The organism is Pseudooceanicola atlanticus (assembly GCF_000768315.1).
GTDB lineage: Bacteria > Pseudomonadota > Alphaproteobacteria > Rhodobacterales > Rhodobacteraceae > Pseudooceanicola > Pseudooceanicola atlanticus.
In genome coordinates this window covers 1-17,822 of sequence record NZ_AQQX01000011.1, presented here as the reverse complement: position 1 = coordinate 17,822, position 17,822 = coordinate 1, and the positions used below count along the sequence as shown (strand labels likewise).

The 17,822-nt window shown below is 62.5% G+C and carries 23 protein-coding genes and 1 tRNA gene; 10 read left to right on the top strand and 14 right to left on the bottom strand.

Features of this window, described 5'->3' with window-relative positions; genetic code table 11:
* Nucleotides 1-45 precede the first annotated feature (45 nt).
* From ATO9_RS18015 to ATO9_RS17995, 5 genes are all read right to left on the bottom strand, one after another.
* Nucleotides 46-597 (bottom strand): GNAT family N-acetyltransferase, encoded by a 552-nt coding sequence (locus tag ATO9_RS18015; RefSeq protein ID WP_202902160.1) that lies wholly within the window; start codon nucleotides 595-597, stop codon nucleotides 46-48.
* Nucleotides 598-689: 92 nt separating this feature from the next.
* Complete coding sequence (gene rpmA, locus ATO9_RS18010) at nucleotides 690-959, bottom strand: 50S ribosomal protein L27 (protein ID WP_043752683.1); 270 nt, start codon at nucleotides 957-959, stop codon at nucleotides 690-692.
* Nucleotides 960-973: 14 nt separating this feature from the next.
* Nucleotides 974-1,636, bottom strand: coding sequence for a 50S ribosomal protein L21 (locus ATO9_RS18005; RefSeq protein ID WP_043752680.1), 663 nt, complete (start codon nucleotides 1,634-1,636; stop codon nucleotides 974-976).
* A 187-nt stretch (nucleotides 1,637-1,823) separates the two neighbouring features.
* Entirely contained in the window at nucleotides 1,824-2,678 is an 855-nt protein-coding gene (locus ATO9_RS18000) for a DUF2059 domain-containing protein (RefSeq protein ID WP_052418450.1), read from the bottom strand.
* On the bottom strand, nucleotides 2,675-3,475 hold the full coding sequence (locus ATO9_RS17995; protein ID WP_238318801.1) for a DUF2059 domain-containing protein: 801 nt from the start codon (nucleotides 3,473-3,475) through the stop codon (nucleotides 2,675-2,677). The genes ATO9_RS18000 and ATO9_RS17995 overlap by 4 nt, the downstream gene beginning before the upstream one ends.
* A 173-nt stretch (nucleotides 3,476-3,648) precedes the next feature.
* Here ATO9_RS17995 and ATO9_RS17990 point away from each other — a divergent pair.
* Together ATO9_RS17990 and ATO9_RS17985 are read left to right on the top strand one after the other, a co-directional pair.
* A tRNA-Ser gene (locus ATO9_RS17990) sits at nucleotides 3,649-3,738 on the top strand.
* A gap of 206 nt (nucleotides 3,739-3,944) precedes the next feature.
* Nucleotides 3,945-4,172 (top strand): hypothetical protein, encoded by a 228-nt coding sequence (locus ATO9_RS17985; RefSeq protein ID WP_052418449.1) that lies wholly within the window; start codon nucleotides 3,945-3,947, stop codon nucleotides 4,170-4,172.
* Here the strand turns inward: ATO9_RS17985 and ATO9_RS17980 are convergent.
* Nucleotides 4,160-5,068: a ComEC/Rec2 family competence protein gene (locus ATO9_RS17980; RefSeq protein WP_156127905.1), complete on the bottom strand. Its 909-nt coding sequence runs from the start codon at nucleotides 5,066-5,068 to the stop codon at nucleotides 4,160-4,162. The two genes, ATO9_RS17985 and ATO9_RS17980, sit on opposite strands and share 13 nt — an antisense overlap.
* On the bottom strand, nucleotides 5,059-5,754 hold the full coding sequence (locus ATO9_RS17975) for a hypothetical protein (RefSeq protein WP_043752675.1): 696 nt from the start codon (nucleotides 5,752-5,754) through the stop codon (nucleotides 5,059-5,061). The genes ATO9_RS17980 and ATO9_RS17975 overlap by 10 nt, the downstream gene beginning before the upstream one ends.
* 280 nt (nucleotides 5,755-6,034) lie before the next feature.
* Between ATO9_RS17975 and ATO9_RS17970 the strand changes: the two genes are divergently transcribed.
* From ATO9_RS17970 to ATO9_RS17935, 8 genes are all read left to right on the top strand, one after another.
* Nucleotides 6,035-6,484, top strand: coding sequence for a hypothetical protein (locus ATO9_RS17970; RefSeq protein ID WP_043752672.1), 450 nt, complete (start codon nucleotides 6,035-6,037; stop codon nucleotides 6,482-6,484).
* Between the two features lie 112 nt (nucleotides 6,485-6,596).
* Nucleotides 6,597-7,913 carry a hypothetical protein gene (locus ATO9_RS17965; protein WP_043752669.1) on the top strand — a complete coding sequence of 439 codons (1,317 nt, stop codon included), beginning with the start codon at nucleotides 6,597-6,599 and terminating at the stop codon, nucleotides 7,911-7,913.
* 223 nt (nucleotides 7,914-8,136) lie between these two features.
* A complete protein-coding gene (locus ATO9_RS17960) occupies nucleotides 8,137-8,460 on the top strand; it encodes a hypothetical protein (protein ID WP_043752666.1) in 324 nt (107 codons plus the stop codon).
* Between the two features lie 102 nt (nucleotides 8,461-8,562).
* Nucleotides 8,563-8,958 carry a hypothetical protein gene (locus tag ATO9_RS17955; protein WP_043752663.1) on the top strand — a complete coding sequence of 132 codons (396 nt, stop codon included), beginning with the start codon at nucleotides 8,563-8,565 and terminating at the stop codon, nucleotides 8,956-8,958.
* A 275-nt stretch (nucleotides 8,959-9,233) separates the two neighbouring features.
* Nucleotides 9,234-10,646: a TolC family protein gene (locus ATO9_RS17950; RefSeq protein WP_052418448.1), complete on the top strand. Its 1,413-nt coding sequence runs from the start codon at nucleotides 9,234-9,236 to the stop codon at nucleotides 10,644-10,646.
* The gene (locus ATO9_RS17945; RefSeq protein WP_043752655.1) at nucleotides 10,643-11,995 is read left to right on the top strand and encodes a multicopper oxidase family protein; all 1,353 of its coding nucleotides are present in this window, start codon (nucleotides 10,643-10,645) and stop codon (nucleotides 11,993-11,995) included. The genes ATO9_RS17950 and ATO9_RS17945 overlap by 4 nt, the downstream gene beginning before the upstream one ends.
* Nucleotides 11,996-12,055: 60 nt before the next feature.
* Complete coding sequence (locus tag ATO9_RS17940; protein WP_052418447.1) at nucleotides 12,056-12,376, top strand: copper-binding protein; 321 nt, start codon at nucleotides 12,056-12,058, stop codon at nucleotides 12,374-12,376.
* A gap of 252 nt (nucleotides 12,377-12,628) precedes the next feature.
* Entirely contained in the window at nucleotides 12,629-12,826 is a 198-nt protein-coding gene (locus tag ATO9_RS17935) for an SHOCT domain-containing protein (protein ID WP_052418446.1), read from the top strand.
* Nucleotides 12,827-12,847: 21 nt separating this feature from the next.
* Here the strand turns inward: ATO9_RS17935 and ATO9_RS17930 are convergent, their stop codons facing one another.
* From ATO9_RS17930 to ATO9_RS17900, 7 genes are all read right to left on the bottom strand, one after another.
* Nucleotides 12,848-13,276 (bottom strand): c-type cytochrome, encoded by a 429-nt coding sequence (locus tag ATO9_RS17930; protein ID WP_043752652.1) that lies wholly within the window; start codon nucleotides 13,274-13,276, stop codon nucleotides 12,848-12,850.
* Nucleotides 13,273-13,707 carry a c-type cytochrome gene (locus tag ATO9_RS17925; protein ID WP_043752650.1) on the bottom strand — a complete coding sequence of 145 codons (435 nt, stop codon included), beginning with the start codon at nucleotides 13,705-13,707 and terminating at the stop codon, nucleotides 13,273-13,275. The genes ATO9_RS17930 and ATO9_RS17925 overlap by 4 nt, the downstream gene beginning before the upstream one ends.
* Before the next feature lie 24 nt (nucleotides 13,708-13,731).
* Entirely contained in the window at nucleotides 13,732-15,123 is a 1,392-nt protein-coding gene (locus ATO9_RS17920) for a multicopper oxidase family protein (RefSeq protein WP_238318800.1), read from the bottom strand.
* Nucleotide 15,124: 1 nt separating this feature from the next.
* Nucleotides 15,125-15,553, bottom strand: a complete 429-nt coding sequence (locus ATO9_RS17915; RefSeq protein WP_043752647.1) for a c-type cytochrome — start codon at nucleotides 15,551-15,553, stop codon at nucleotides 15,125-15,127.
* A gap of 85 nt (nucleotides 15,554-15,638) precedes the next feature.
* Nucleotides 15,639-15,971, bottom strand: coding sequence for a hypothetical protein (locus ATO9_RS17910; protein ID WP_043752642.1), 333 nt, complete (start codon nucleotides 15,969-15,971; stop codon nucleotides 15,639-15,641).
* 78 nt (nucleotides 15,972-16,049) lie between these two features.
* Entirely contained in the window at nucleotides 16,050-16,811 is a 762-nt protein-coding gene (locus tag ATO9_RS17905; RefSeq protein ID WP_202902159.1) for a glutaredoxin family protein, read from the bottom strand.
* Nucleotides 16,812-16,821: 10 nt separating this feature from the next.
* Nucleotides 16,822-17,646 carry a DUF6692 family protein gene (locus ATO9_RS17900; protein WP_043752639.1) on the bottom strand — a complete coding sequence of 275 codons (825 nt, stop codon included), beginning with the start codon at nucleotides 17,644-17,646 and terminating at the stop codon, nucleotides 16,822-16,824.
* Nucleotides 17,647-17,822: the final 176 nt, after the last annotated feature.

Genomic DNA, 17,822 nt, shown 5'->3' with positions numbered 1-17,822 from the left:
TTTTCTCCTGCCGCAAAGGTGGATTAGCTCAACGCCCCACGCGGCTCAATTCAGTTTTCGGATATACGTCCAGGTCGCGACCTTGGCATTGCGCGCGACCGAGAAGCTTTCGGCGTCGCCGGTGTAGACGAAACCGGCATTTGTCAGCACCCGCGCAGAGGCGGGATTGTCCTGGAAGACCGAGGCATAGATCGTGCCATTGCCCAGCGGGTTGGCCGCGATCAGCGCCGTGATGGCAGCAGAGGCGACACCGGTATTCCACCAGGCCGGCGCGACCCAATACCCGATCTCGGATTGCGATCCGCCCTGTGGTCCCGGTTCCATCCGGTCGAGTGAGATCACGCCCTTCAATTCGGCCCCACCACGGTCCGACGCATCCATCGCCCAGACGATTTCCGGCGAATCCTCCGCCAGAACGCGGGTCAGGAAGGCCTCTGTCGAGCCCGGCGGCAGCGGATGCGGAATGGACGTGGTCATGCGGGCCACGCGTTCGTCGGCACCATAGAATTCGATCAGGCCGGCATCGGCCTGGCGCAGCGGGCGCAGCTTGAACCCGTCGGCCTCGATCACCGGGGCCTTGGTCGTCATCTCGTCCATCCTGATATCCTCCTGATCAGGTCGGTCCCGAAACGGGAAAGGGGACCGGCCCTTGCCGATCCCCCTGATGTCACATCACCTTTAAGGTCGGCTTACTCAGCGGCCTCCGCCACTGGGGTGACCGAAATAAAGGTGCGACCTTTCAGGCCCTTATGGAACTGAACGTTGCCTTCGACGGTCGCGAAGATGGTGTGGTCCTTGCCCAGGCCCACGCCTTCGCCCGGCCACCACTTGGTGCCGCGCTGACGCGCGATGATGTTGCCCGGGATGACGGCTTCGCCACCGAATTTCTTGATGCCAAGGCGGCGACCGGCAGAGTCGCGACCGTTACGGGATGAACCGCCAGCTTTTTTATGTGCCATGAGTCAGTTCCCTCTTACTTGATCTTGTCTTTGGCCTGTTCGACCCAGCCTTCACGCTCGATCCGGCCTTTGAAAGACAGTTTCTCATCCATTTCGGCGATGTCCGCTTCGGTCCATGCCGCGATCTGCGCGAAGGAAGTCACACCGGCTTCGAGCAGTTTCTTCTCCAGAGCGGGGCCAACACCCGACAGCTCTTTCAGGTCGTCGGCACCCTCGGCCTTGGCGGCCTTCTTGGGAGCTTCGGCCTTGGCTTCGGCTTTCGGCGCGGCGGCCTTCTTCTCGGCCTTGGGGGCAGCAGCGGTAACAGCGGCACCCGAAACGGAACCCGCGCCAACGGCAGCCTTGACGCCGGATGCGCCGGCACCTTTGGCCAGGATGTCGGTCACGCGCAGCAGGGTCAGCTGCTGACGGTGGCCCTTCTTGCGCTGCGAGGAGTGCTTCCGGCGGCGCTTGACGTAGTGGATAAGCTTTTCGCCCTTGATCTGCTCGACGACCTCGGCCTGAACGGCTGCGTCATCGACCAGCGGCGCACCAACGACCAGATCGTCACCACCCACCATCAGAATTTCGTTGAACTGGACTTTTTCACCGGCATCGGCAGCCAGCTTTTCCACACGGAGCACATCGCCGGATTGAACGCGATATTGCTTACCGCCGGTCTTCAGGACCGCAAACATGAGCATCTTCCTTTTCCACCGCGTCCTGTGGTCCCCGTTGCCGGGCGTTTCGGGTTTCCCCACCGTCGAACAGCGCGCCCTTTCGGGGCTGTATTGATCATGACCCGGTCAAGCCGAATGCCTGCCGGAGATGCGGGCAGTTACGCGCCTTTGCCAAGCAAGTCAAGGCCCCGCACCCCGGAACGGGTCACAATTCCTCGGACATCAACTGATTGGCCACCGCCAACCCAAGCGCCCGGTATTGCTGACCGTACAGATCGCCGAACCCGGCGAACAGCGCCCGGTTCAGACGCCGACCGGCCTCACTTTCCGAGAACTCGATATAGGTGCGGATCTCGTCGTTGCTAAGAGGTTCATACGCAAGTGTCAGGTAGGCACGCAGCCATTCCTCCGTATCCTCGCGGTTCTCGCCCGCCTGGTTCCAGACCCGGTCGAGGATCTCCTGCTCGGACATCTCGAACAGCTCGGCATTGGCGAGGCCCTTGTAGAAAGCGAAATTGGTGTTCATCGCGCCGGAGATGTTGAAATCCACGAGGTCATTGGCCGTGATGAATTCCTCGATCAGGTCTGCCCGCTCTTCCGGCACGTTGTCGCCGCGGACCTTTTCGCGGGCCGCTTCCTCGATATCCGGGTCCAGGAAGGCGCGGCGCGCATCGGTTTCCAGCGCGATGATGCGCAGGCCCAGGGGCGATTCAAAGAAGTCGATGATCGGGTCCGGATCGGCCCCGGCCAGATCCTCGGCAAAGCCGTCGCGCATCATCTGGGCCATCGTCTCGCCGTCGTAGATGCGGGAAATCGCGCTGCGCCATCCCTGCCCCGGTACTGCAGGCAGGTAATCGGCGGCGATATCCTCGCTCATGTCGCGGCCTTCGATCTGCATGATATCCAGCGCTTCGGTCAACGACAGCGCCGACCAGATGCGGTCCATCTCCTCGGCCGGGATCGCGGCGGGCGCCTCGGCCCGCGCAGATTGCGCCATTGCCGGCACAACCGGCGCCGCGCCAAGGGTCAGTGCGATCGCAAGTGTCAGATAAGGTTTCACAATTCCTGTCCCGGATTGATCTCGGCCAGCTTTTCGGCCACCAGTTCGAAGCGATCCGCCATGATCTCGAACTGGACGGCGTTCATCAGCTCGTAAACTTCCTGCATCAGCGGATGCTCGAGCGCTTCGGTATACTCAACAAGTTCCTCGTCGGTAAACGACTTGTAGGTCGCGGCAGAGCTGGCCAGCCCCGACAGCCGCATCGACTGCATTGTTTCCTCGGCCTGTTCGGCTTGCGCCGCGCGCAGCCCCTCCTCGTCGACACGCAGACGGATCACACCGGCCTCCTGCGCCGCCATCAGGAACCGCACTTCCAGCTCGTTCGCGGCGCGCAGGGATTGTTCCTCGGACCCGATCGCATCCAGCATCCGCTCAAGCACGTCGAGACGCGGATCATCCTCGGTCGTCATCTGGGCCAACAGGCGCCCGCCCTCCTCGCGCTTTTCCTCGCGGTCGCGCAGATGGCTTTCGTTTTCCGCCTCGACCAGCCGCTGCCCCAGGTCGGAGGCATAGAAATCCGCCGCATGCGCCAGGGCCTCGTCACTCAATGTCTGTTCCAGGATGCGCGTCGCGTCTTCCTGCATGTCCTCGACATCGAAGACGTCGCTGCTCATCAGCGTCCAGGCCGCGCCGAAATCCTCGGCTTGCAGGCCCAGCATGCGCGGCGCGTCCTCGGCCGACAGCTTGATCGATTCCAGCGCCACGTCGAACCCGGTCACGGTCAGGAAGGCCTCCACCTTGTCCCGGTCCGCCGCAACGGCCTGAACAGCGGTCAGGGCCATGGCAGCAAGGGTCATCACAACGGGTCTCAGGGTCTGTGCAAATCGCATTTCGGTCGACACCTCGGTTACGTGGCAGGGAAGAGTTTTCGCGTTCCCTTTCAAGGTAGGTCATTTACCGGCCCACGCAATGCAAAACGCCCCTTGCGCAGGGTGACAAACGCCGTTAGGAGGAGCCCCCAGACCCCCGCGGAGAGGTGCCGGAGTGGTCGAACGGGGCGGTCTCGAAAACCGTTGACCCTTCACGGGGTCCCAGGGTTCGAATCCCTGTCTCTCCGCCACTTTTACCCCTACGGGTGATGGCAACATCCTGAAAAGCAAAGACTTTAAGGGCAAGCCCCTTCCTCGGGGCGAACTTTTGCTCCACATTTTGCTACACATTTTCCGTAGAGAAAATGGCAGCGTCGGTTCGGAGGCGTCGTTCGCAACGCGGTGATGAGGGTTCGGCTTGCCCGACGGCCGTGACGCTCGGGCCAAGACTGGCAGGTTGGAGATCCCTACCAACTCCAAGACCGGCAATGCCGCCTGGCTCAAGATCCTGCCGGAACAGATCACTGCCGAAAGCGAGGCGCTGAAGTCCCTTGGCGAGGCCGACGCCGAAACCATCGCCCGCACCTTCCGCCGCGGCTGCGCCGGTTCGGTCGAGTCGCTGCTGGAGACGCTGGCGGGGCTTGGGATGGCCGAAATGACTGACGCAGGCCGCTATGCTACCTGACTGTCTTTCGACAATGCATTGCGACCGAAGGCGCCGAGGATTTCGCCGAGCGTGAGTTCATTCTGAACCTTCTCGGGCGTGACGAGGTAGTTGCCCCACGCTCCTACTGCGATAGAGATAGTCCCATCACGCCGGGTGGTAAGGACATGTCGCTTGTCGCGAATACCGTATGCGTTTTCGGTTCCGAGAACCGGGATCCCCTTTACCTTGTCACGATACCACTGCGTAGATTTTTCCTGCGTGCCATATTGGATGGCGTCGTCCGATATCACCGCAATATCCGGGCGCATGATCTGAAATAACTCGGCGCATTTCCCGTTTTCACGCCCGTGATGAGAAGTCACGAACACCTGGGTGCCTACCAGAAGCCGCTGGAACTCCTGATTTCTCAGCATCATCTGCCACCCTGCCGTTTCAAGGTCGCCACCGAAAAGGATCGTGAAGTTTCCCCACCTGAAGAAGGTCGCCAGGCTCAGGTCGTTCGTTTCCGTGAAGTGCGTCCCAAATCGGCAGTAGAAATGAACGACTTGAACTTCGCCGGTGTCAGGCCACCGCCCGATCAGACCCGGACCGAAGTCCCTCAGGACATTGTGCGCGGTTGACACACCCGTCCGCATCCCATCGGGCTTCATCGAGGCGAGAGCGCTTGCGGTTACTGTCGGGTTACTGAATACGCTGCGGACAGTTACCGTCCGTAGTAACTCGGAGAGGTCCTCGACATGATCCTCATCGAGGTTCTGGATCACCAGCAAGTCGATCGCGGTGCCGGCATAATGCACTGAGGGCGACCATCCGGGACGCTTGGCCCGCCCGCAGTCGATCATGTATCTCGCACCATTCGGGCATTCTACCAACGCGCAGAAGCCATGATCGACATCATGGATGGTTATGTGCATGACAAGACCTCACTACTGGCAGGGCGACTGATGGATGGCGCCGCCGTTACTGCGGCAAGGACATTCTGCACGAAGCGGACCCCGTAGTTTCGCGTGATCATCGATGCAGCGATAGCGACCAGGGCCAGTCCGGCCGCGTAAATGGCCGCGCCGTTGCTCCGAGGGGCGAGCATGAACGCAGCCATGCTAAGTGGTATCAGTGCGAGCCAGCAGATCACTGCGATATCGCGCGCCGCAAGATAAGTCTTGTGGGCGTTGCAGATACCTGGGTCGTCTCCGACCGCTTTACTCATGCGGTAGAAGAGCCGGTTCTGTTCAACTGGATCCGCAGGAAGCGGTCCGTATTCGCTCCGGAGCGCCTCCAGATCTACTCGGTAATCTTCAGCTGCGATTTTCGAGAATGCCCATGAACCCGGGAGCGGAGCCTTGAACCGCATATGTGCGATGCGATCCCGCCAACGCGCAGACAGCAACCCGAGCACGAACAGCCGAGTTATCTCCATCACGACGGCCGTCCCTGCCGCAACGCCGACAGGCTCAAGGAGATGCTGAAGGGTCGTGGGAAGCTGCATGTCAAAAAAACTTACGCCTCCTACGCAACCGGCGAAGGCGAAAGCGTGCGCCGCGATCACAGCCCGGACGGGGAACTTCACTTCATCCTTGAGGTCGCGCCCTTTGCTCGACATTGGCCCGAAACCACCTAAATCTGCCCGACGACCACCTGAGCCGCACCATATCTTGCGAATAACTTACCATAGGTCAGCATCAGCTCCAAGAAGTAAGTTCTGCATCCGTTCTCAGGTCAAGCGGCACACGCATCTTGGTCCCCAGCAAGCTCATGAGCATGTGAGATTCTTAGCTTCCGACCATCTCAAAGGCGCTGGATCAGAAACGTGTTGTGGCGAAGTCGGCAACAACAATCGTAACCAAGTCCTGAACTCCTTTCGCTGCTTACAGGAGTTCCTCATGCAGACCCCAGCCTATTCCCACGATGAAGTTTTCGCCGCCGTAATGGCCTTAACGGCCGCTGGCGAAACCCCGACGCGTGCAAATCTGTTCAACAAGCTCGGGCGTCGCGGCCAGTCGTTGACAGCCTGGAAAACCTATCAGGAGATGATTGCCGCGGGGCTGTTGGATCTCCCTCGACAGGTCATGGAAGAAGATAGCTCACCTGAGCTGGCCAAGGCCGAGCAGGCGCATAAGGATGCACTGCGCACCCTGACCGAGGTCGTAAGAGCCCAGACGGCGAAGCCCTATCAGGTTCGGCTTCAAGCGATGGAGAAGTCGTTGATCGAGCATACCACGACCGTCGCGGACCTGGAGGCCGTCGTCGGCGTGCTGGAGCAACACATTGAGCAGCTCGAAGCAGATCTTACACGCCTTCGCAAAGGCAACGGCCAGCGCTTGATCCTTTGAGAGCAACTGGAAGCGACGACGGGCAAGGCCTTGGGGCATGCGGTAATGAACTGCCCCTTTACCGCCGTGCGGCCCATTTGGATGGACCCGTCGCGCGAACCAGTTTCCTGCAATGGAACACCTCGACACACTCACACTCGTTGACGCGACGCCGGTCGCGTCTGGCATGGCTACCTCGGACTATGTGCGCCTGCTGCACCCCGAAGCTTCGATCGGCAAGGTAAACTTTCTAATCGCGGACCGGAAAGACCGGGCCGAGAGCAAGATCTCAGAGATCGCGGCCGCGCCTTTCTATGCGACCTGCGCAACAGAGCGAACGGCCTTTGTCTCCGTGAACCGTTTTCACGGCCATCGGGAAGATATGCGCCTTGCCGCACTGAACGCGATGTTCGTCGATCTCGACGCCGATCTCGCTCCAACTGGCCTTGTGGCGGACCCGGCCGCATGGCGCGCCAAGGTCAGGGAGATATGCGAGACTGCGGGGTTGCCAATGCCTTCGCTGCTGAACGCGACCGGGCGCGGCCTCGCCGCTATCTGGCTCATACGACCGTTGCCACCCCATGTGCGGGCACGATGGCGCGCGGCAATCCATGGCCTTATCACCCTGTTCAGGAGTGCCGGTGCCGATAAGTCGTGTTCGGATACCGCACGCGTTTTCCGCCTCCCTGGCAGCATCAATCCGAAGTCCGGCCGTGTCGTCCGCGTTGTCGGCGGAACGCTCCTGCGCTACGATTACGACGCCCTGGAGGACGCCATTTACACGACCCTTGGCCGGCCTACGCGGTGCCAGCTTCAGAAACGCAAGCTGCGGCATATGAAGACGGGAAAGCGTCGGTCGACAGACTCAGGGCTTACCCCCGCGGCGCGGTTCCAGCAGGTCCTGAATGACCTCGACAAGCTTTGCGTCCTCTGGGGAGGCCAAGTCCCAGAAGGCCGCCGCAACATCTTCCTGCATCTCTACGCGACCTGCCTGACACACCTCCGCGAGCCACGCGATATTGCGACGGCGATCGCAAGGATGGCCGCCGTCGCGACGCCCGGCCTTCCCGCGACAGAAGTCCGCAGCATTGTCCGGAACGCGGAGGACCGTGCGGCGCGGCCTCGGACGGTATGTCCGCTGGATGACGGCAGGTATCATTACTCCGGCGCTCAGGTCGCTCATCTTCTCGATATCACAGATGAGGAGGCGCGCGCACTGAAGCTCCAGCAGGTGTATTCGCCCAAAGAACGGCGTCGCAGGAAGGCCGAACGGCAACGAGAGCGCCGCGCCGCCGCCGGCGCCGTGTCACGGGCGGAATATCTCGATGCAAATACCATCTCGAGAGAGATGCCATGGACAGCGCAAGGCATGTCTCGTGCAACCTGGTATCGGAAGGGAAAACCAACGATTTCTGCGGATTTCACGACTCTTGCGGCATTTTTTCAGTGAGACAGGTCCGTGCCCGCTACAGGGGGCGAAGCCTTGCCGAAGGCTGGGGGACCGACATAGCCGAAATAAGGCCCTTTTCCCGTCCCCCCCCAACCGCGCCAAACCCGCCCACGGACCCAGATTTGACGATCCTTCCATTGATGCGTGCAGTTTCCCGGGAAATCGCTTCGTCGATGCCGCTTCGGGCCAATGTTGGGTTTCGCCACCGTGTAAGGAACGCCGCGTGGATACCCCAGACAGACAAACGCTGCTCGGTTTCGTCGAGGCAGCCATGAGAGCAGACAATCCGGACCTGCCATCTCTCCGGCTTGCCGCACAGGCCCACTATCGGCCAGGCTCAGGATTTGCATTTATCGAGGTCTACGGCGTTGACGATCAACGCGACCGGCGCCGCTGCATTCGGGCCGAAGCAAATCGCTTGCTCGGATTGTTGGGATGCAAGGTGGATCTTGAGGTCGGATACGATGTGTTCACTGTGTATCCCACTCGCCCCGAGACGGCGCACCAGCGTCTCAGAGCTCTCAAAGTTGTGCGTAAGGCTCAATAAATCGGCGGGTCCGACCACAGCGGCGGGTTTGCACCTTTGCCCAGGCTGGTGAAGCGCTTGTGACTTGCCACGACACTCTTGCTACGGAATGATGCGAATACGATGAAGAGATTCCTGTTCGCACTTTTCCTGGCCCTGACCGGGCTGATGATGGTGGCCGCTCCGGTCGCCGTCATGGCCATGTCCGGCTCCATGCTTTGCGAACAGCAGGCGAGCGTCAACATGCAGCATGCCGCGCAACAGACTTCGGCTGCTTCGATGGAACATTCCTACCATGGCGCGGACCACGGCATGCATCAGGTGGTTCCGACTTCGGATGAGGCCTCGACGGATTCGGCGCCGATCTGCTGCGATCATGCTTGCGTGGCTGAGCTGACGGTGATGCCCGCAATGCTGGGCAGTGGCCAGATCGCGTCGAGTGCGCCGCATGACCTGTCATCGTCCGACCTGACCGAACTGACGGAGCCGAACGGGCTGCGACGACCTCCGAAAGCGTGATCGAGCTGTCGTAGGGCGCTGTCCAGCGCCCGCCTTGCTGATCCCTCCTGGAGACCAATCATGAAGATTCTTTTGGCGGCCGCCGTGCCGCTTGCGCTCGCGGGCTGTTCACAGCCGTTCGAGCCCCCTCTTGCCGCGCCCCTCACTCGGGCCGCCGATCCAATGACCGCACGCGCGGCCCCAGCCGGGCCTGCCGTCGCACATAACTCACGCTCAATCGAAGCACCGGGCGACTGGCGCCAACTGAACAATGCGCAAGCGCCGGGAGGGTCGTCATGAACAGAACACTCAAGTTAGGCGTGGCGCTTGTGCCGCTGGCCCTTGCGGCCTGCGCGGATGCGGGTCTGGTCGGTCAGGCCTCGGCCCCAGGTGCAGGCTTCTCATTGGTGTCCAGCGGGACGAAACAGGCCACCGGCGCGTCGGGCGTCTGGGCTCAGTCGGCTGCTGAGGTGGCCGCGAACGAGGCTCGCGCCCGCACGCTTGTGCACCGGAAGACCATCGGACCCGACACCGCCGTGCAAGTGGCGCTGATGAACAATCGGGGTCTTCAGGCGGCCTATGCCGATCTGGGGCTCTCGGCGGCGGACCTCTGGGAGGTTGCCATGGGTCGGGTGCCCTCCTTCGGCGTAACCATCTCAGGGATAGGCGAGGTCGGGCTGGCCCGGTCGCTGGAAGCTGTGGTGACGGGCGCGATCCTCGACGCGGCGACCGTGAAGCCCCGCCGCGCGATTGCGCAGACAAAGTTCCAGCAGGCGCAGTTTGCCGCCCTTGGGGCGACGATCGCGTTGGCTACAGAGACGCGTCAGGCTTGGATCGACGCGGTCGCGGCCTTCGAGGCCGCCGCGCTGGTCGGACGAGCCCAAGGCACGGCGGATGCGGCGTCGGAGCTGGCTGCCGAACTCGGGCGCACAGGGGCGATGAACCGGGCCGATCAGGCGCGGGAACATGTGTTTACCGCCGAACTTGCCGCCGAACGCGCGGATGCCCGGCTGGAGGCGCAACTGGCGAAGGAGAAGCTGACCCGGCTCATGGGGCTCTGGGGTGCGGATATCGACTTCTATGTGCCGGATCGGCTGCCGGGACTGCCCGGTCGCAGGCCCGGCCGGTCGGATGTCGAGAAGCTGGCGCTGGAGCATCGCACCGATCTCGCCATCGGGAAGCTGGAGCTGGAGGCCATCGCCCAGGAATACCGGCTGGAGGGTCAGACGCGGATGCTCTCGGATATCGAGATCACCGCAGGCGCAGAGGTCGAGCGGTCCGACACGTCCACGGGACGGGAGACGGAGACCTCGCGCGTGCTGGAAGCGAGCTTCGAAATCCCGCTCTACGACACCGGCAAGCTGACCAGCCGCCGGGGAGAGCTGGCCTACATGCGCGCGGCGAACGAACTGGCGCAGGCGGCGGTGAATGCAAGGTCCGAGGCCCGGTCGGCCCATGCCGCCGTCACCGGCAAATACAACATTGCCCGGCACTGGCGTGATGAGGTTCTGCCGCTGCGCCGGACCATCGATGCGGAGGCGCTGAAGTCCTACAACGGCATGCTGACCTCAACCTTCGAACTAATCGCCGACGCCCGCGAGGGCCTTGAAGCCGAACTCAGCTATGCCGAGGCGAAGGCCGACTACTGGCACGCCGAAGCAGCCATGACCGCCGCCATCTGGGGTGGCGCGACAGGAGGTGCAGAATGAACCGCAGACAACTTCTTGCTGGTGGGGCCGGCCTTGCCATGGCCTCTGCCGCACAGGCGCAGACCCGGTTCCGGGACCTTCCCGAAGCGGCGAGCTATGACAGCCCGAACACGCAGGTCCCGCCGCGCCCCGCCAACGGCCCGGACTACAACCCGGTCGTCACGCTGAACGGTTGGTCACTGCCCTGGCGCATGAACGGCAATGTGAAGGAGTTCCACCTCGTTGCCGAGCCGGTCGAGCGGATCATGGCCAATGGCATGATGGCCCGGCTCTGGGGCTACAATGGCCAGTCCACCGGCCCGACCATCGAAGCCGTCGAAGGCGAGCGGGTGCGCATCTATGTCACCAACCGCCTGCCCGAACATACCTCGGTCCACTGGCACGGTCTGATCCTGCCGTCGGGGATGGACGGCGTCGGCGGCCTGTCGCACCCCGCAATCCCGCCGGGAAAGACCTTCGTCTACGAGTTCGACCTGACCAAGTCCGGGACGTTCATGTATCACCCGCACGCGGACGAGATGGTGCAGATGGCCATGGGCATGATGGGCCTCTTCATCGTGCATCCGCGCGATCCGGCCTTCATGCCCGTCGACCGCGACTTCGCCTTCCTGCTGGCCGCCTACGACATCGATCCGGGCACCTACATCCCGCGCGTGGCCGAGATGACCAACTTCAACATGTGGACCTGGAACAGCCGGATCTTCCCGGACATCGATCCGCTGGTCGTGAACAAGGGCGACCGGGTGCGGGTGCGCTGCGGCAACCTGACCATGACGAACCACCCGATCCACATGCACGGCTACGATTTCGAGGTCACCTGCACCGACGGCGGTTGGGTGCCCGAGAGCGCCCGATGGCCCGAGGTCAGCATCGACATCCCCGTGGGCGCCATGCGCGCCTACGAGTTCGATGCCATCCACGAAGGCGACTGGGCGATCCATTGCCACAAAAGCCATCACACGATGAACGCCATGGGCCACGACCTTCCGACCTTCATCGGGGCCGACAAACGCAAGCTCACCGGCATGATCCGGCGCGAAACGCGCGGCTACATGCCCATGGGCACCGCCGGAATGGCCGACATGGGTGAAATGTCGATGGAGATTCCCGAGAACACCGTGCCGATGATGACCGGCTGGGGCCCCTATGGCCCGCTGGAGATGGGCGGCATGTTCAGCGTCGTGAAGGTGCGTAACGGTATAGCGCCCGGCGATTATTCGGACCCCGGCTGGTATGAAAACCCGCCGGGCACCGAAGCCTGGGAATGGACCGGCGAGCTTCCCGAGGAGGCACGCAACACCAGCCCCGAAACCATCATCTCTCCCCGCGACCATGTGCGTCGCGGCTGATTTCCCCCGGTGCCCGGCCTGTCCGGGCGCATCCCCTCTCGTCTTGAAAGGACAAAAGAAATGAAAACTATGATCACGCTGGCCGTGACACTCTTTACCGCGACTGCGGCCATCGCGTCGGGCGACCACGCCGGATCTCATGATGCCGCCCATGGCACCATGGAGATGAGCATGGGCAAGATCACCAAGATCGACACCCAGTGGAACCGCCTGACCATCGACCACGGCCCTCTGGCCAACCTCGGCATGGAGGGGATGACGATGGTCTTCGAAGTCGCCGACCCGGCGATGATGGAAGGCCTCAGCGAGGGCCAGGAGATCGAGTTTGTCGCCGACCGCGTAAAGGGCAAGCTGACGGTCACTGAGATCGAGACCGAGTAATCCATCCGGTCAGTTTCGTGGTGGGGCGTTCCGGGACACCGGGGCGCCCCTTCCTGTGTCACGACCTCGTGTGGTTGCGATGGATCAAGGAAAATCGCTTCAATCTGCCAGACGATGAAGGCGCGATATCTCACCCCAGGAGGAAACCATGAAACGTCTCGCGATTCCCCTCGCGCTGCTCGCGCAACCAGCTTTTGCAGACCCGGAGGGCTATAATCACATGATGAACTGGGGTATGGCTACGGTCCCGGCATGATGTTCGGACCGGTCCTCTGGCTGATCGTTCTTGGCCTGATCGTGGCTGGGATCGTCTGGTTCGTCCGCCGCATGGATGGTCACGCGCCGGGCGGCAAGTCCCCTGGTGCGCTGGCAGAACTCGACATGCGGTTCGCCCGTGGCGAGATCGACGCCGAGGACTACGCCGCCCGGAAGAAGCTGCTGGCCGGCTGACCGGCGCTCACAATCAGGCTGTCAGTCGGCGGCATGCGTCCGCTGGCTCTGCACCTCCTGTGCCCGCTCGGGCCAGGTCGACCGGATAAAGGCGAGGATATCCAGCACCTCGTCTGCGGACAGCGTATCCTCGAAGGCGGGCATCCCGCTATTGAACCCGGTCACGCCCCAGGCCTCCAGCGCGGCCCGCCCCCCCTTGAGCGTGTATTCAAGGAGGAGCGGCGTATCGTGGTGCCAGGTGTGGCCGGTCACATCGTGCGGAGGCGCGGGCAGGATGCCGTCCTCTCCGGGCGTGCGCCAATCGGGCTGGCCTTCCAGCTTGGTGCCATGACAGGAGGCGCAGCTCTCAGCATAGAGAGCAGCACCGGCTTCGATGTCGCGATCCGATAGGCTGTGATCGGCCTGCGCCACCGTGGCAACGCAGGCAAACAGAACCGTGGCCAGCCTCATTTTGCGCGGAAGTCACCGTGGCAGGCACCACAGGTCTTCCCGATCTGCTGCATCGCCGGTCCAAGGTCCGCCGAGGTCTGGATGGTTCCGACCAACCCGCCCGAGACATCGGCAAGTTCCGTTGCATGTGCCGTGAATCTGTCGAAGTCGTCCCAGATGACCGGAAGGGCCTCGGACTTCGGATCAAGCGCCTTTTTTTCGAAGAGCGACGGGATATAGCCCGCCTCCTCCGAGATCTTGGCCAAAGCCGCGTCGATGGCTTCCGCGTCGAATACGGTCGCCCCCTTGGCCATGCTGCCGATGACCTTCATCTGCTTGGCCAGTTCCGACATGCCCATCATGCGGTTCATGACATCCGCATCCTTCACGCCGCTGTGGGCGAAGGCCGCGGTGCCGGTAGCGATCAGGGCGATGGCGATGTATTTTTTCATGATATTTTCTTCCTGTTGAGGGGATTAGCTTACATTGATCCAGGCGGTCATGCCTGACGCGGCATGGCCGAGCATGTGACAGTGAAACAGCCACTTGCCGGGATTGTCGGCGACAAAGGCGATCTCCAGCGGCTCGTCCGGATAGCTGAGGATCGTGTCGCGCATCGGGCCGAGCGTGCCGTCGTCGGCCACCTGCCGGAAATGCATCCCGTGCAGGTGCATTGCATGGGCAAAGGCGGTGTCGTTGGTCAGCTTCATCCGCACCGTCTCGCCCCGCTCAAGGCTGGCGAAAGGCGTGTCGGTTATGCCGACCTGTCCGGATAGAGCCCAGAACTGGCCTTGCCCCGCCATCTCGCGAAACCCCATGGAGCGGCCGTTCATCATGGCGCCGGACATCCGGCCCATGGCCCCTCCCTGTATGGCCATGTCGAGCCGACGGGCGCTGTCGATCCCCGGCACAGCCATATTGGGGTTTGGCGGCAGGGCGGCAGGCCCGTCTCGCTGGGTGGCAGAGGCCTTTCCCGCGACCGGGAACCGCGCCTGCGGTCGCCACTGGTCGTCATCGTCGAACCTGACGAGAGCCGCGGTCTCACCGTCCTCCGCCGTTACATCTACGATCAGGTCGATGCGCTGAGCGGGGGCGAGGATCAGCTCTGCCTCCACAGGCTCCGGTGCGGGCAGAGGCATGCCGTCCAGCGCGACGGTCCAGCCGTCGAGGCCCGCCAGCCGGAGCACGAAGATCCTTGCATTGGAGGCGTTGATCAAGCGCAGACGGAGGCGCTCGTTGGCCCTCACTTCGCGCGCGAAGTCAAAGGTCCCGTTGGTGCCCAGCAGGTTGCCCAGACGACCGCCGTGACTCAGGCTCATAGGATGGCCAAAGGGCTGCATGAACTGCGCGTCTTCGGGGTTCAGAAGCCAGTCGTCGAGGACCAGCACCTCGTCCCGGTCTACCTCTGGAGCCTCTGCCTCCTCGACGATCAGCGCCCCCGACAAGCCGCGCGCCACTTGCACGAATGAGTTGGTGTGCGCGTGATACCAGTAGGTCCCGGCGTCCGGCACGGCGAAGTCGTAGTCGAACGCTCCGCCCGGCGGGACGGCTTCCTGCGTCAGGCCGGCCACACCGTCCATCGCATTGTCGATACGGAAGCCGTGCCAGTGGATAGAGGTCGGCACCGGCAACTCGTTCACCAGTCGGCGGGTCACACGCCCGCCCTGAGCCACGCGCAGGAGCGGGCCGGGCAAGGTGCCGTCATATGTCCAGACCTCGGTCGGAGCGTATTTCGGCGGCGCGATCTGGGCTTTGGCAACGCGGGCGGTCAGCGTCTGTGGTCCCGTTGCCCGAACAGGGAGCGCGGCAAGGCCCGCCGTTCCTGCCATCGCGCCACAGAAGGCGCGTCTTGTCATACGAAGGGTCATGTTACTCGATCCCGTTGGCGCGCTGAAGTTCGCGGACATAGGCAACGATATTGCCAACATCGGCCTTGGTCAGCCCAGATTGGGCGGGCATGTCGCCGAAGGGCCAGTGATGGGCCCGAACTCCGTTCTGCACCGCCATCACGAAAGCCATGTCGGCGTGATGGTTCGGCTCGTAAATCTTGTGGACCAGCGGCGGGCCAAAACCCATCTTGCCGGTTGCGTCGGCCCCGTGGCAGGCGGCGCAGGTCGCGTCGAAGGCCCGCTGCCCCATCATGGCATCGGCGGACAGAGTGTCGGGCACCTTGATCGAGACGAGCGGTTCGCCTTCGGCGGGCGGCACGCTTGGCTCAGGGGCAGTGGGCCAGGTGAGGAAGTAGGCTCCGCCAGCAATGGCGACGACGGCCAGAGCGGCGGGAAAAATCTTGTTCATGGGTGATGATCCCGAAGGGTCCGGCCAGGCAGACCAGACAACTCAATGAACTGCGAGCAGTGTCGCAGTCGCGGCTTCAAAACCGTCAGGATCGTGGAGGTGGCAGGTCGCGGGAGAGAGTAATGGATCGCGCGTCGATCGTGTCGTTCGGGCGGATGGTGCGGGTCACCACCGGATCAATCGTAAACGACAGAGAGACCGGCAGTGCATGAACTGCCGGACCACAGCCCGCCGCGTGGTGACAGTCGACGCCCGAGGTGTGCCCGCCCATGGCGTCCATGCCCGAGCAGTCGGCGCATTCGCTATCCATGGTCCCGGCACCCATCTCGACATGCGGCATGTCATGCGCTTGTGCCGCCCCGGGCACAAACGCCCAGGCGGTGACGATCAGCGCGATGATGACGAGGATATGCCGCACGGGACCTCCGGATAAGTGACCGAACTATGACGCGATGCGTGTTGCAAGGTCAACTGCGGCGGGCAATCACACTTCCGTTCATCCGGTAAAAGCCCGCACGCCCATCCAGATCCCCATGAGCATCATCATCAGGTTCTCGGTCAACGAGATGAACCCGAGCGGCACATTGGAATCCCCGCCGACGCAGGCACACTTCAGTTCGCGCTTGTCGATGTAGACCGCCTTGAACACGCTCACCGCACCGATCGTCCCGATAAACAGCGCCACCGGGGCCGAGATCCACGGCAGGATCCCCGCCGTCATCAGGACGCCGGCCAGCGCCTCGCCATAGGGATAGACCTTGCCGTAAGGCACCCATCTTTTCGCCAGCAGGTCGTAGTTTAGGAACATGGTCGAGAACTGTTCGACATCCTGCAACTTCTGGATCGCCAGAGCCGACATCGACAGCGAGATGAACCAGACAAAGCTCTGCCATGTCAGAACGGTGCCATACTGATGCCAGGCCAGACCGAGCGCCAACAGCGCGCAGACCGAGAAGATCGCGATTACAGGCCGGTAACTGGTGTCACTCTGCTCCTCCTTCGGCGGGTCGATCCCGAGAAAGATGCGCAACTCGTCGTGGCCGCCGATCCGTTCGCCGTCGATGAAGGTCTGCGGAGTCGTCTTCACATCATGCTCGCGCATGAACGCGTCGGTTTCTTCCCGAGTTTTTAGGTGGTGGTCCTCCACATCATAGCCGTGCGTTTCGAGGAGATGCTTGGACTTCAGGCCATAGGGGCAGGTGTGCCGCGGCATGACCATGCGGTAGAGGGCGGCCGTCTTTTTGGTGTCCTTGGACATGTCGATCTCCTCAGTTCGCGCAGGTGAACTGGCCGCGGAACCCGGCGGTGTAGTCGGGCCCGGCTGTAACGATCAGGTCTTGCAGGTCGCCGTTTTCCGTCTGGTTGACCTTTGCAGTCAGCGGGTCGGCCTCAAAGCCGTCGCCGTCGGCCTCAAGCCGAACAAGGTCGCCGCTGATCCGGATCAACGCGCCCTCGTCGCCCGTCACCAGCACCGGCGGACTGGTCTCTGTATAAGTGAAGCGGCAGGCGACACCGTCGGGGAAGACCTTTGCGATATCAGCTTCGGTCAGGAACTCAGGGTCGACGGTCTTGACGACCTCGGACGACAGCGCCTCGGCAGCGTCCGTAAGCTCCGGCGCCGCGGCGGCGGGTCCCGGCTGCGCCTCACCATTGGCGGCGATGTCGGCGATCAGGTAGCGCATCTCCGCGACCTCCTTGTCCTGCGCGTAGACGATGCTGTCCGCCAGTTCGCGCACCCGGGGATCGCTCAGATTAGCGCGGGAGGAGGTCATGATCGCGATGGAATGGTGCGGGATCATCGCACTCATGTAAGAACGGTCTTGCACAGTCACCTGGCTACGCACCAGCCAGAGCGCCCCGGCGAAAACGACCACGGAGCCGGCGAAGATCAAGATGTTCGCGGTCCGGTTTTTATACATGCCAAGCATGAAAGCCAGCATCACGAAGGCCATAACGGCCCCCATGACCAGTGCCATGTAGGCCCGCGTTTCCGACCAGAAGATATGGCTGACGAGGTAGGTGTTCAGATACATCAGACCGAGCATCAGCAGGGTCGAAGTCGCGATCATGAGGAAAAAGCGGGCGTAGGCCATGGGGGTTCTCCTGTGGGTGTGTCAGGAGATCAACTACCTTCCAGTGGCTGGATGTTCCCGAAAAAGTCATGAAACCCGAGCGAGGCCTGACGAGATCACCGGGTCCCACCAGTTAGCCGCCGCGCAGGCGGTAGAGGAGAAAAAGGTGTTTCCGTCTGAATCGGCGCCACCCTATC